The 12,871-nt window shown below is 70.2% G+C and carries 13 protein-coding genes; 10 read left to right on the top strand and 3 right to left on the bottom strand.

What is annotated here, in order from left to right; genetic code table 11:
- Positions 1-2: 2 nt before the first annotated feature.
- Positions 3-857, bottom strand: a complete 855-nt coding sequence (locus G3A44_RS06195; RefSeq protein ID WP_163456635.1) for a substrate-binding periplasmic protein — start codon at positions 855-857, stop codon at positions 3-5.
- Positions 854-1,339 carry a cytochrome c-550 PedF gene (gene pedF, locus G3A44_RS06200; RefSeq protein WP_163456636.1) on the bottom strand — a complete coding sequence of 162 codons (486 nt, stop codon included), beginning with the start codon at positions 1,337-1,339 and terminating at the stop codon, positions 854-856. The genes G3A44_RS06195 and pedF overlap by 4 nt, the downstream gene beginning before the upstream one ends.
- Positions 1,340-1,694: 355 nt before the next feature.
- On the opposite strand from pedF, the gene G3A44_RS06205 reads away from it, so the two are divergent.
- Complete coding sequence (locus G3A44_RS06205; RefSeq protein ID WP_163456637.1) at positions 1,695-4,016, top strand: sigma-54-dependent Fis family transcriptional regulator; 2,322 nt, start codon at positions 1,695-1,697, stop codon at positions 4,014-4,016.
- Between the two features lie 21 nt (positions 4,017-4,037).
- Here G3A44_RS06205 and G3A44_RS06210 read toward each other — a convergent pair whose 3' ends face one another.
- Positions 4,038-5,015, bottom strand: coding sequence for a hypothetical protein (locus G3A44_RS06210; RefSeq protein WP_163456638.1), 978 nt, complete (start codon positions 5,013-5,015; stop codon positions 4,038-4,040).
- Between the two features lie 371 nt (positions 5,016-5,386).
- Here G3A44_RS06210 and G3A44_RS06215 point away from each other — a divergent pair, with 371 nt between their 5' ends.
- The 9 genes from G3A44_RS06215 (at position 5,387) to G3A44_RS06255 (ending at position 12,852) form a co-directional block, all read left to right on the top strand.
- Positions 5,387-6,202 carry an MBL fold metallo-hydrolase gene (locus G3A44_RS06215; protein WP_163456639.1) on the top strand — a complete coding sequence of 272 codons (816 nt, stop codon included), beginning with the start codon at positions 5,387-5,389 and terminating at the stop codon, positions 6,200-6,202.
- Complete coding sequence (gene pedB, locus G3A44_RS06220) at positions 6,199-6,936, top strand: lanthanide ABC transporter ATP-binding protein PedB/LutE (RefSeq protein ID WP_310734331.1); 738 nt, start codon at positions 6,199-6,201, stop codon at positions 6,934-6,936. Before G3A44_RS06215 ends, pedB begins: the two co-directional genes overlap by 4 nt.
- Before the next feature lie 214 nt (positions 6,937-7,150).
- On the top strand, positions 7,151-8,095 hold the full coding sequence (locus G3A44_RS06225; RefSeq protein ID WP_163456713.1) for a PQQ-dependent catabolism-associated beta-propeller protein: 945 nt from the start codon (positions 7,151-7,153) through the stop codon (positions 8,093-8,095).
- Complete coding sequence (locus G3A44_RS06230) at positions 8,092-9,255, top strand: type 1 periplasmic-binding domain-containing protein (RefSeq protein WP_310734332.1); 1,164 nt, start codon at positions 8,092-8,094, stop codon at positions 9,253-9,255. Before G3A44_RS06225 ends, G3A44_RS06230 begins: the two co-directional genes overlap by 4 nt.
- A gap of 58 nt (positions 9,256-9,313) precedes the next feature.
- Positions 9,314-10,135, top strand: a complete 822-nt coding sequence (pedC, locus tag G3A44_RS06235) for a lanthanide ABC transporter permease protein PedC (RefSeq protein ID WP_163456640.1) — start codon at positions 9,314-9,316, stop codon at positions 10,133-10,135.
- Positions 10,132-10,905 (top strand): hypothetical protein, encoded by a 774-nt coding sequence (locus G3A44_RS06240; protein ID WP_239061730.1) that lies wholly within the window; start codon positions 10,132-10,134, stop codon positions 10,903-10,905. The genes pedC and G3A44_RS06240 overlap by 4 nt, the downstream gene beginning before the upstream one ends.
- Positions 10,906-10,920: 15 nt before the next feature.
- Entirely contained in the window at positions 10,921-11,526 is a 606-nt protein-coding gene (locus G3A44_RS06245; protein ID WP_163456641.1) for a hypothetical protein, read from the top strand.
- 52 nt (positions 11,527-11,578) lie between these two features.
- A complete protein-coding gene (locus tag G3A44_RS06250) occupies positions 11,579-12,073 on the top strand; it encodes a hypothetical protein (RefSeq protein WP_163456642.1) in 495 nt (164 codons plus the stop codon).
- Positions 12,074-12,162: 89 nt separating this feature from the next.
- Positions 12,163-12,852 (top strand): hypothetical protein, encoded by a 690-nt coding sequence (locus tag G3A44_RS06255; RefSeq protein WP_163456643.1) that lies wholly within the window; start codon positions 12,163-12,165, stop codon positions 12,850-12,852.
- The last annotated feature ends 19 nt before the right edge of the window (positions 12,853-12,871 follow it).

Genomic DNA, 12,871 nt, shown 5'->3' on the forward strand with positions numbered 1-12,871 from the left:
GTTCAGACCGGACGCCAGCTCACCTTGGCCCGCTGGAAGAGGGCCGCCAGCCGACCGTCCTGGGACAGGCCGTTCATGGCCGACTGCACCGCTTGGGCCAAGTCCGTGGCATCGGCCTTGACGGCGCAGCCCACAGCCCAGCCGTCACGCATGCGCGTGACAGGCAGGGGCTCGATGGCAAACCGAGGATCGCCACCCAGGGTGCTTTCCAGCTCGGAGAGGTGTCCGGCCGCGGCCGCCACCTCGCCACGCATCAGGGCGCCAGCCGCCTGGGTGCCGTCGCTCCATTTGGTCAGCAACTGCGAGCGGTAGGCGCCACCGTCCGCACCGATCAACAACCACCCGGCCAGCGACTGGCCCGGCACGGCGATGGGCAAGCCCTTGAGCGCCGAAAGATCGTCCATGCGTGGCACGCGTGACAGGTCCCGTGCCATGGCCACCCGCTCCCGGTAGTACGGCGCGAAGATCTTGACGCGGGGGTTGGCGTCCATCAGCGGCTTGTCCACCGGCACATGCAGCAGCACATCCGCTGGACCGAAACCCAGATAGTGCCCGCGCCAGACCATGTTGCGCAGGTCGTCGTTCATGTTCTCGTCCGCATTGAACGGCAGGAACGACGCCTTAAGCCCCAGGCTGGCCGCCAGCGCCTCGGCAAGTTCCACCTCGATGCCTTTGCCGGCCACATGGAAGGGTGGCAGGTCGTTGTAGAGCCCGAAGGTGATGCGTCCGCGCTCACGCAGACGCTCCAGGGTGGAGGGCTGCCCTTGGGCCCACAGGGGCAAGGACAGGCCGGACAAGGTCAGTGCGGCAGCCTGACCCAGCCAGTGGCGGCGTGTGCGGACGTCTTGGGGTTTCACAGCGGCTTCTCGCGGCGGGATTCCAGATAGGACTTGATGGCCCAGATGGCTTCCTGGTTGAGGATGCCCTCGAACGGGGGCATGTACACGGCGCCATTGCGGGTGCGGCCGCGACGGACGGTGGTGCTCATGTATTCATCCACTTCCGCCACGCACTGGGCCTTCTTGCGGGGATTGGCCTGGGTCGCGCACTCGTTGTCGAGCTTGCGCAGGTCGGGCGCGATGCCGCCGGAGATGGCTTCCAGGCCGTGGCATCGCGCGCAGTTCTGGTTGTACGCCGAAGTGCCAATGCGCACGGCAATCTCGTTGCCGCGGTAGGGGTTCTCGGTGCGCCACTGTTCACCCAGCTGGGGCAGCTCGTGGGTGTCCACGGCCTGCGGGGTCACATCACCATGGGCCAGGCAGTGGCTGCCCCAAGCCAGTAGCAGGGCCCCCAGGCCGGCGGTCAGTCGGCGGGCGGTCAGGGTGGACGGTCGGGTCATGCTTGTCTCCGGAAATCGATCGGTCGGTAGGAAAGGTGGTCCCGGCAGCGACAGGCTGACATGGCCTGCCGGTGCGGGGAGAGGGTGCCGCGAGGTCGGGGGCCCTGGCGCGATCAGGCACCAAAACTGCAAGGGGTGTGCCACAACCAGAAACAGCCTCTATCGGCCGGTGACACGGGGGTCGGCATCGGGGTGAATCCCAGGTCAGGTGCTGCCGATTGGCGCGACCATGGCCAGCTTGACCCGCCGAAGTGACAGGCTTACTGTGCGCGCTGTTCGATTTCTGAGCAATGTGGATTGATGACAGCCGCCGGGGGCCGATACCGGTGGCACACAACAGTTAGGAGACTCGCCCATGTCCGCGTTCTTTCCGTCGTCGCCCGGCGGGTCCCGGAATCGTCGCCTTGCCGAGACGGCGCCGCGCCCGGCCGCCTGGCCCAATCAGGGCGACTCGACCCATGCCATGGTCATCAACCAGTCGCATGAGCGTTGCCAGGCTCTGGGACTTTCCCGGATCGAACGGCCCGACTTCTCGCCGCTGGGCCGCAGCGACCTCACCGTGGCCCGGGACCGCAACCAGCGGCTGTACTCGCACGCTGCGCCGGTGATGGAGATGCTCTACGAGCAGATCGTCAACAGCGAGAGCATGGTGGTGCTGACCGACGCCACCGGCACCATCCTGCACTCCATTGGCGACGACGACTTCCTCTCGCGTGCCAACAAGGTGGCCCTCTCGCCGGGGGCCAACTGGTCGGAGGCGGCCAAGGGCACCAATGCGGTGGGCACGGCCCTCGTGGACGAAGTGCCCACGCTGGTCCATGCCGACGAGCACTTCATGCACGCCAACCACTTCCTGACGTGCTCGGCGGCCCCCATCCTCGACCCGCGCGGCAACATCCTGGGTGTGCTGGATGTATCCGGCGACCAGCGCAGCTACCACCAGCACACGATGGCGCTGGTGAAGATGTCGGCGCGGATGATCGAGAACCACTGGTTGAGCGACGACTACCGCAACGTCATGCGCCTGCACTTCCACAGCCGGGTCGAGTTCATCGGCACGCTGATGGAAGGGATCCTGGCGGTGGCCCCCGACGGCAAGATCGTCGGCGCCAACCGTGGCGCCCTGGAACAGCTGGGCATGAGCGGTGCCGCCTTGCGCATGCACGCCCTGCCCTCGCTGTTCGGCGTGGCCATGGGCACGGTGGTCGACCGCTTCCGCTCGCCGCTGGCGGTGCCAATGCCGGTGCAGCTGTCGGACGGCCGCCAGTTCCACATCCAGGGCCGGTTCAATTCCCCCGTGTGGTCCAGCCCGGATGCCCCCGGGCGCGGCACCGAGTCGGGCTCGGGCCAGGTGGAGGAGGCCACCGTGCGCACGGCCTCCGGTGCAGGCCCCTCGGCAGAGACAGAAGGGGGCGCCGACGCCCGCCACGGTGCCATGCCGGCGGTGCGCGCCGGGCTCAAGCAGCTGCAGACGGGCGACGCCCAGGTGGACACCGTCATCCAGAAAATCCGGCGGGTGCTCAACCGCGACATTCCCATCTTGGTGCTGGGTGAGACCGGCACCGGCAAAGAACTGCTGGCCCGCGCCATCCACCAGGATTCGGACCGTTCCCGTCAGCCCTTCGTGGCGGTGAACTGCGCCTCCATCCCCGACACGCTGATCGAAGCCGAGCTGTTCGGCTATGAAGAGGGTGCGTTCACCGGCGCCCGCCGCAAGGGCGCGCCGGGCAAGATCGTCCAGGCCAATGGCGGCACGCTGTTCCTGGATGAGATCGGGGACATGCCGCTTCCCCTCCAAGCCCATCTGCTTCGGGTGCTGCAGGAGCGGCAGGTCACCCCCCTGGGCAGCAACAAGTCGGTGTCGGTCGATGTGGCCATCATCTGCGCCACCCACCGCAACCTGCGCGAGATGATCGAGGCCAAGTCCTTCCGGGAGGACCTCTACTACCGCCTCAATGGGCTGGCCGTGCGTATCCCGTCGCTGCGCGAGCGCACCGACCTGATGGTGCTGGTGCAACGCATCCTGGACCGCCAGACCACCGACCGCCGCCTGAGCCTGTCCTCCGAGGTGGTCAAGCTGTTCCAGCATTACCACTGGCCGGGCAATGTGCGTCAGCTCTTCAACGTGCTGCGCACGGCCGCGGTGATGGCGGCCGGGGAGTCGGTCATCACCCGGGACCACCTGTCCGACGACTTCATCGAGGACGCGCTGCAGGCCGCACGCTCGCATGGTGAGGCGGCGGCCGCGCCGCACGCCGGGGCCGCCCCTGCACCGATGGAAGTCCACCTGCAGCAGGCCCAGGGCGGCCAGGCCTCCCTGGGGATGGGCGCTCCCATGGGCGTCGGGCCGGTGGGCGGACTGCCCCACGCCGCACAGCCAGGCGGCCACCCGGGCGCCTTCGGCACCGGGTCGGGGTCGCCCTTCGTACACCCCTTCGCGCCGTCGGCCCCCACCGGCTACGGCCTTCCCGGTGGCTTCGGCACACCCGCCGGCAGCCAAGGCCCACGCGAAGCACCGATGGACACTGGACGCTCCCTGCAGGACATGGAGATCGAAGCCATCCGCCGGGCGGTCGAGGCGGCGGGCGGCAACATCTCCGAGGCGTCCAAGCGCCTGGGCATCAGCCGCAACACCATCTACCGCAAGCTGCGCTGGCAGCAGGGCGGCACGGACTGAACCCGCCCCTGCGGGAGCAGGTCACGGCCGGCTGGCACCGGAGGAGAACGACTCCGGCTCCAGCGCCTGCCAGACCCGCTGCCAGTTAAGGCCCGCGCGGCGGTGGCCCCCCCATGCCACCAGCGGAGGCGGCGGCGCTGGCGGCTCATCCGTCTCCAGCCGGCCTGCGGCCTGTTGGGCCCGCACCGCCTCGCCCAGCCACCGGCCGTAGTGCAGGTGCAGCGCCAGCAGCGCATCATCCGCCCAGGGGCCCTGCTCCGGCAGCCAGCGGGCGACCGGGGCCACACGCGTTCCGTCACGGTCCGCTTCCTGGCGCCAGGCCAGGAGGGCCTGCACCGAGGCTTGCCAGGTCTGCAGCTGAGCATCGCGGAGGTCCGGCGGGCCGCCGTCATGCCAGAGCAGGCCGGGCGCCGCCACCAGCCCCGTGCCCCACAGGTGCAGGGCCACCACCGGCAGGCCCTCGGCCCGGTAGAACCGGCGCCAACGCCAAGGCCCCCAGCGGCCGGACTCCCCCACCACCGCCACCTCAGGCAGCACGATGGGGGCTTCCCCCAGGTCGGCCTGTGCCGGCCCCAGGCGCTGGCGCAAGGTGGCCTCGCAATGCGGACACTGGCGCGCCATGCGCTCCCGGACCTCGGCGTGGGCCCAGAGCCGGGCCGCGGGCGTGCCACGCCAGCGCCGCTGCCAGCCTTGCAGGCCCAGGGCCTGTTCAGCCTGTGGCCAGGGTACCCAGACATCGGTCACCGTCCAGCCCCAACGGGTCTGCAGCTGGCAGTCCAGCGCCCGGGCCTGCGCCGGGCTGGGCCCGGCCCCCACCAGCCAGACCTGGCGCCCCTGGCGCACCAGCCACTGGTTGCGGGTACGTCCATGGTTGCCTGCATCGGGCTCACCCGGCAACCCCGGCAGCCACATCACCCCGGGCGCCACCACCTGCAGCGCCAGCGACGGCCCCGGACAAGCGGGAGCACCGGCCGCAGCCAGTCCGCACCAAAGGCCCAAGGCGGCGGCCAGCGGCCACCAGCGCCCGGGCCTGCCAGCCGCTACCGACAAACCCTGTGACAGTTTGGAGCACCAAGCCGGCACGGTGACACACCCGGCTCGCCGCCGGGCACCAGACCCGGGGTTCACCCCAGCCCCAAGCGGGTGGACGAGCGTTCGCAACGCCTGCACGGCACGGCATGTCTTTTGCAGAACGGCACCCCAGATTGACACGCCGGGCGTGCCGGCTCCGCCCGGTGCCGTCGGGCCTCCACCCTCTACATGCCTTTGATCCGTTCGCATCGTCCCCTCCACCGGCCCCTTGCCGGCGTATTCTGTCGCGCCCGCATCGGCCATGCCCGCCACCTTGGCGTCCTGGTCTGGAGGACCCCATGAAACTGGTGGTGCTGCGTGGCAGCCAGCCGCATGATGCCCAGACGGCCCAGGCCCCTGTCCGCCACCGTCGCCCCCCCACCCGAGACCCCGCACCCACCGGACAGCTGGGCGCCATCGCCCTGTCGGATGCCGGGGAGCAGTGGTCTCTGCTCAACGTCTCACCGGCCGTGGCGCAGCAGCTGCTGGAAGACCCCGGGCTCTCAGAACACGCCGGCCTGGGGGATGCCGAGGTCCGCAGCATCATCCTGACCGACGCGCAGATCGACCATGTAACCGGCCTGCTGAGCCTGCGCGACGGCGCACCCATCAGCCTGTACTGCACGCCCGCGGTGTTTGAGGTGCTGAGCCAACGCATGCCCGTGCTGCAGGTGCTGCAGCGCTACTGCGGCGTGCACTGGCATGTGATCCCGGTGGCAGGCGAAGCGTGGTCGGCCAGCTTCCGGGTGGAGACCCTGCCGGCGCTGGAGTTCACCGCCTTCGCCACCGACGCCCTGCCCCTGCCCTACCCGCTGGAGCCCGGCACGCCCACCTCCACCGGCCTGTCCATCGCCCTGGCCGTGCGTGACCTGCGCACAGGGCAGCGGCTGTTTCTGGCACAGGGCGGACAGAGCCTGGGACCGACCGAGCTGGACTGGCTACGCGGCGCCGACTGCGTGATGGTGGACGACCGCACCACCTGGCCCGATGATCCGGAGGGTGTGCCCTGGCGGGCACACCGCAAGGTGCTGCTGCAAGGTGGCATCGGGCCGGAGACCCCGGCCCGTCCCGCCGGTTTTGAGCCGGCCTATGACGGCATGGTGATCACCCTGTGAACGCTTCCCCAGCCACGCCCGCGTTGCAGTTGCAAGGCCTGGTCAAGCGCTACGGCGCCCGCACCGCGCTTGATGGTCTGACACTCGGCCTGCCGGCCGGCCAGTGTGTGGCCCTGCTGGGCCCCAACGGCGCGGGCAAGTCCACCTTGTTCCAGGTGTTGACCGGTCTGTTTGTGGCCGACGCAGGCGAGGTGGAGGTGGCAGGCCACTGCCTGCGGCGGCACGCGGTGCGTGCACTGGCCCACATCGGCGTGGTCTTCCAGCAGATGTCGCTGGACCTGGACCTGACCGTGAGGCGCAACCTGCAGTTCCATGCCGATCTGCACGGCCTGCCACGTGCCTTGGCTGCAGAGCGCATGGCCCAGGGCTGCGCCGCGCTGGGCACCGCGCCCGACCTGGACCGCACGGTGCGCGAGCTCTCCGGCGGCAACCGCCGCAAGGTGGAGCTGGTGCGTGCCCTGCTCCACCACCCCGCCGTGCTGCTGATGGACGAGCCCACGGTGGGCCTGGACCCGCGCAGCCGGCGCGACCTGCTCGCCGCTGTGCGCGCCGATGTGCAGACGCGCGGCAGCACTGTGCTGTGGGCCACCCACCTCGTGGAAGAGGCCGAAGCCGCCGACCGGGTGCTGGTGTTGCACCGTGGCCGCCTGCTGGCCGACGGCAGCCCGGCGGCGGTCAGCGCTCAACTGGGTGGCCCCGACCTGGAAAGCGGCTTCATCGCCGCGACCACATGACCCACAGGCCCACCTGAGAAGCGGCGAAGGACCGCCAGAGTCCCGCCCCCCAGCCCCCCCCCCAGCCCCGTCCCAGGAGACAAACCCCGTGATCCAGAACTCTGTCCACGCCCCGGTACCGCACGCCACAGCCGCCACCGCCTGCCGCACCGCGCCTGCCCCGTGCCCGTCACAGTCCAAGTGGACCGGCCGGTGGGTAGGCCAGGTCGGCGCGCTGCTGCTGGGCACGCTGACCGCCGCGGCCGCACAAGCCGGCCCCGTCGCCTGGGTCAGCAGCGAGAAGGACGCCGCCCTGACCCTGGTGGACCTGGACACCCTGGCCGTGACCGGCACGGTGGCCACCTGCAAACGTCCGCGCCACATGCGCCTCACGCCAGACGGTCGGCAACTGATGGTCGCTTGCGGCGACTCACAGCAGGCCGACGTCATCGACCTGGCCAGCCGCAAGTCGGTGGGTCGGGTACCGCTGGGCGATGATCCCGAGATCTTCGACCTGAGCCCCGATGGCAAAACCCTCTATGTGAGCAACGAGGAGGACGCCGAGGTGGGCGTGGTGGACGTGGCCACCGGCAAGCGCAAGGGCGCGTTCAAGGTCGGCGAGGAGCCCGAGGGTGTGCTGGTCTCGCCCGACGGCAAGACGGTCTATGTCACCTCCGAGGTCGCCAGCCTGATCCATGTCATCGACGCGGCCACCGGCAAGGTGGTCAAGAACGTCAAGGTGGGCAAGCGGCCACGGCGCTTGGCCCTGACCCCCGACGGCAGCCAGCTCTGGGTGAGCAACGAGCTGGGGGCCAGCGTGAGCATCCTGAACACCAAGGACCATGCGGTGATCGACACCCTGAAGTTCAAGGTCAAGGGTGCGCGCGACGCCGACATCACCCCGGTGGGCCTGACCATCAGCGCCGACGGCAAGCGTGCCTACGTGGGCCTGGGCCGCGCCAACCACGTTGCCTTTGTGGACGTGGCCACCCGGCAGGTGACCGACCTGGTGCTCACCGGCAAGCGGGCCTGGGGCGTGGGGCTGAACAAGGCCCAGAACCGGTTGCTGGTGGTCAACGGCCTGTCCGATGATCTGACCGTGGTGGACACCCAGGCGGCCAAGGCGCTCAAGACAGTGCCGGTGGGTCGGGTGCCGCACAGCGTGGTGGTGGTGGAGTGAGCCCCCTGGTGCGCGCCCCGGCGCTGACCCTGCTGGCCCTGCTGGGCGTGGGTGCCCAGGCGGCCGCCTTCAAAGCCGTGCTGCTGGTGCCTCAGGACGACCCCCGCCTGGAACGCGCCCGGGTGGAACGGGCCTACCTGGGCCACCCCACGGGCCCGGCCACCGAGGCCGTGGCGGTGGCGCTGAAGGAGGCCCGGCTGGAACTGGAAGCCGTCGGCGCCAGCCTGACCGTGGACACGGTGCCCGTGGGCGACGCCGCGGCCGCACGCGCTGCCGCCCAGAAGGCCGAGAAGGCTGGGGCGGTGGCCCTGCTGGCCGACCTGCCGGCCGACACGCTGCTGGCCGCCGTCGATGCCGTGCGCCTGCCGGTGCTCAACCTGAGTGCAGCCGACGACCGGCTGCGTGGGCCCGACTGCCGGGCGCACCTGCTGCATGTGGCGCCGTCTGAGCGCATGCGCGCCGACGCGCTGGCCCAGACCCTGGTGGCGCGCAAGTGGTCCCAGGTGCTGCTGCTCACCGGGCCCGGGCCGCAGGACACGACCCGCAGCGCGGCGGCCCAGGCGGCCCTCAAACGCTACGGACTGAAGCTGGCGGGCGCCAAGCCCTACAAGCTCTCGGCCGACCCGCGTGAGCGCGAGCTGGCCAACCCCCTGCTCCTGACCCAGGGCAGCCACGATGTGGTCTGGGTGGTGGACAGCGACGGCGAATTTGCCCGCACCTTGCCCTACCGCACCGCCACCCCGCGGCCGGTGGTGGGTGACGCGGGCTTGGTGGCCCTGGCCTGGCATGCGCAATACGAGCGCTTTGGCGCGCCGCAGGTCTCCCGCCGGCTGTGGCGCCAGGCCAGCCGCCCGGCCACGGCCCAGGACTGGCAGGCCTGGCTGGGCGCCAAGGCACTGGCGGCCGCGGTGGTGGCCGCCCCCAAAGGACCGGCCACCGCCGTTCAGCAAGCCCTGATGGCCGGCGAACTGGACGGCTCCAAGGGCGTGCCCATGACCTTCCGCCCCTGGGACGGCCAGCTGCGCCAGCCCTTGCTGCTGACCGACGGCCAGGGCGTCATCGGCACTGCGCCGGTGGACGGCGTGCTGCACCCCCGCAACCACCTCGACACCCTGGGCGCAGACGCGCCGGAGAAGCTGTGCAAGGCCCGACCCGCATGACCGGAGCGGCTGCGGCTGGCTCCCCCGCCCCGAGCCGACCCGCCTTCCGGAGGCTGGCATGAAGCACGCTTTGCAGGCTTGGTGGGCCATCGTGCAGCGCGAGCTGCTCAAGTTCTCCCGCCAGACCGGACGCCTGGTCTCGGCCCTGGTGCGCCCTCTGCTATGGCTGGCGGTATTTGCCGCCGGCTTTCGCAACGTCTTCGGCATGGCCATTGCCGAGCCCTACGACACCTACATCCCCTACGACCTCTACATCGCGCCCGGCCTGGTAGGCATGGTGCTGCTGTTCAACGGCATGCAGTCCAGCCTGGCCATGGTCTACGACCGCGAGATGGGCCTGATGCGGCTGCTGCTGACCGCCCCGCTGCCGCGCTGGTGGATCCTGGCGGCCAAGCTCAGCGCCACCGCTGTGCTCTCCTTGCTGCAGGCCGCCGCGTTCCTGGCCGTGGCCGCCGCGCTGGGCACGGTGTTGCCGCTGTGGGGCCCGCACACGCCGCATGTGCTGCTGGCGGCCGTCTGCATGGCCCTGATGCTGGGGGCGCTGGGTCTTTTGCTGAGCGTGTACGTGCAGCAGCTGGAGAACTTCGCCGGCACGATGAACTTCGTCATCTTCCCGATGTACTTCATGTCCACGGCGCTGTATCCACTGTGGAAGCTCGAGGAGTCCGGCGCGGCCTGGGTGTGGTGGATCGCGCGCTTCAACCCCTTTACCCATGCCGTGGAGTGGCTGCGTTACGCGCTCTACGACAAGGACCCCGGCCTGGCCCCCTGGGTGGTGGTGGGCACCGGCCTGCTGTGCTTTGGGCTGGCCGCCTGGGGCTACGACCCGCAACGCGGCTTCGGCGCCCTCACCCGCCGCGGCCCGGGGGGCGCACCATGAGCGGTCGGCCCTTCCCCCCTGACGCCGCGCGGTGGCTGCCCGGGCTGGGCAGCCGGCGTGGCGGTGCCCAGTCGGACCGGCCTTCCCAGGTCGAGCCCCTGTGGCTGGAGTGGCTGGCCCTGGGCGGCCTGCTGACCTTCGGCGCCTGGCTGCTGGGCGTCAAGGGCGTGTGGCACCTGCTGCTCACCTCCGACCCCACCGGTCTGACCGGCGTGATCATCCTGGTCTTTCTGGGCGCCACCTTCTGGGCGGGCAGCCGCAGCCGTGAACTGCAGCGCCAGCACTTGGCACTGCAGGCCCTCACCCGGCAGGAGGCCCACGCCCCCTTGCCCGCCGAGGGCGGCGGCTGGGCGGCGCAGTACCTGCACGCCCTGTCGGCACAGCCCCAGGACGCCAATGCCCCGCTGGACCTGCTGCTGGAGGACAGCCACGGCCCCCACCAGACCGCCTGGTGGGTCAATGGCATCCAGCTCAAGCTGGGTCTGCTGGGCAAGGTCATCGGCTTTTCGGTACTGGCCCTGCACATCGGCCAACTGCAGAGCTTCGATCCGGCCCAGTCACAGGAACTGCTCAAGAGCCTGACCGCTGGCCTGGGCATCGCCCTGCTGACCACCATGGTCGGGCTGGTGGGCAACATCCTGCTGGGTCTGCAACTGACCCGCCTGGACCGCTTTGCCGACCGTCTGGTGGCCGACTGCCAGCGGGAAGGCCTGCGGCGACAGGCCCAACACGCCGCGGCGCCCCCTGGCGGTACGGCCCCGCAGGCCTGACGCCGGGCCCCCGCCATGCCCAGCCGCCGCCACGCCCGCGAACCGGAGGTCGACCCGTTCTACGACATGTTGTTCAACATGTTGATTGCCTTCGTCTTCTGTTTCATCGTGGCCCTGCTGGCGATGAACCCCAAGGCCCTGAAGACCGGAGACATCCCCGCCAAGGCCGAGTTCATCATCACCGTGACCTGGCCCGACATGAACCCCAACGACATCGACACCTGGGTGCAGGATCCCGGTGGCAACCTGGTGTGGTTTCGCGCCCGCGAGGCCGGCCTGATGCACCTGGACCGCGACGACCGCGGCCTGTCCAACGACAGCATCGTGGTCAACGGCCACCACGTGGTGAACCCGTTGAACCAGGAGGTGGTCACCCTGCGGGGCATCGCCGCCGGGGAGTACACCGTCAACGCCCACTACTACGACGCCAAGGACGGCCAGCCCGTCGAGGTGTCGGTGTCCATCGTCAAGGTCAATCCCCGGGCGGAAGTGGTCTATTACGGCCAGGTCACCTTGGCCCGCAAGGGGGATGAGGCCACCGCCGCCCGCTTCACCGTGCTGCCAGACGGCAGCGTGGGCCAGGTGAGCACCCTGCCCAAGACCCTGGTGCAACGCCAATGAGCCTTCAGCCCACCCGCCAAGCACAGCGGGCGCGCCCCACCGGACCCCTGACATGACCACCGCCATCGTCCTCTCCTTCTGCGCCCTGCTGCTGCTGCTCACCCTGGCCCTGCTGTGGTCGAGGTGGCCCGCCTGGCTCAAAACCATGCTGGTGGTCGCTGTGGCAGGCTTCTACTTCGTGGCCGACGACACGGTGCACCAGATGTGGGGGTGGCCGGCGGCCGACCCGCTGCCCGAGCGCTTCGTCCTGCTGGCTGCGGTCATCGAGGAGCCCAGCCAGAAAACGCCAGGGGCCCTGTACGTCTGGGTCAACGCGCTGGAAGACGGCAAGCCTGCCGCCCAGCCGCGGGCCTACCGCCTGCCCTATGCCAAGGACCTGCACGCCCTGCTCAACGAGGGCATCAAGAAGAGCCGCCAAGGCGTCACCCAGATGGGCACGGCCGAACCCAAGCGGGGCAAGAAGGGCCTGGGCTGGCTGCGCCCGGGCAGCGATGAGCAGGAGGTCAAGATCCGTGACCTGCCCGCGCCGCAATTGCCGGAGAAGTGAACATGGCGGCAACAGCAGCGATGGCAGCCCCCGGACGCCCGGCCGGGGCGCGCCTGCAGGGGGCCCTGCGGGTGGGGCGGAGGGTGGGCATGGCCGGGGCCACGTTGGTCGTCGGCCTGAGCGCCTGCTCGCCTCCGCCGGGCGATGAGCTCTTTCCCCTGGGGCAGGGGCGCCACTGGACCTACCGGCAGGTCACCACTTGGGAGAACGACACCGTGGAGACCGACACGGTGGAGATCTCCGGCCATGGCAGCGAGCTGCTGGAGGACGGACAACGCGCCTTCCGCCGCCGCAGCGCCAGCGGCATGACCTACTGGCTGCGCAGCGACGAGACCGGCGTGTACCGGGTGGCGTCCAAATCCGACGTGGAGGCCGAGCCCCAGCCCGACAAGCCGGTGCGCTTTGTGCTCAAGGCCCCCATCGCCGCAGGCACGAGTTGGCAGGCCACCACCACGGCCTATCTGCTGCGGCGGCGCCAGGAATTCCCCCGGGAGATCCGCCACAGCCATCCCCGCATCCCCATGAACTACATCATCGAGGCGCTGGGCGAGACGGTGGACACCCCGGCCGGCCGCTTCAGCGCTTGCGTGCGGGTCAAGGGAAGCGCCCAGCTCAAACTCTTTGCCGACCCCGTGGTGGGCTGGAAGGACATGCCGCTGACCACCCTGGAGTGGTACTGCCCTGGCGTGGGCCTGGCCAAGCTGCAACGGACGGAGCCCGCCAACTCCACCTTCCTTGAAGGCGGCACCGTGACCCTGGAGCTTACCGATTACCGGTGAGTCCCCAGCAGCACACCTG

The sequence above is a fragment of the Ideonella livida genome, from assembly GCF_010499455.1.
Lineage (GTDB): Bacteria > Pseudomonadota > Gammaproteobacteria > Burkholderiales > Burkholderiaceae_C > Ideonella > Ideonella livida.

Coding starts and splice junctions, on each gene's coding strand:
- pedF (WP_163456636.1), bottom strand. CDS start 1,339: ATGACCCGACCGTCCACCCTGACCGCCCGCCGACTGACCGCCGGCCTG.
- G3A44_RS06205 (WP_163456637.1), top strand. CDS start 1,695: ATGTCCGCGTTCTTTCCGTCGTCGCCCGGCGGGTCCCGGAATCGTCGC.
- G3A44_RS06215 (WP_163456639.1), top strand. CDS start 5,387: ATGAAACTGGTGGTGCTGCGTGGCAGCCAGCCGCATGATGCCCAGACG.
- pedC (WP_163456640.1), top strand. CDS start 9,314: ATGAAGCACGCTTTGCAGGCTTGGTGGGCCATCGTGCAGCGCGAGCTG.
- G3A44_RS06240 (WP_239061730.1), top strand. CDS start 10,132: ATGAGCGGTCGGCCCTTCCCCCCTGACGCCGCGCGGTGGCTGCCCGGG.
- G3A44_RS06245 (WP_163456641.1), top strand. CDS start 10,921: ATGCCCAGCCGCCGCCACGCCCGCGAACCGGAGGTCGACCCGTTCTAC.
- G3A44_RS06250 (WP_163456642.1), top strand. CDS start 11,579: ATGACCACCGCCATCGTCCTCTCCTTCTGCGCCCTGCTGCTGCTGCTC.
- G3A44_RS06255 (WP_163456643.1), top strand. CDS start 12,163: ATGGCCGGGGCCACGTTGGTCGTCGGCCTGAGCGCCTGCTCGCCTCCG.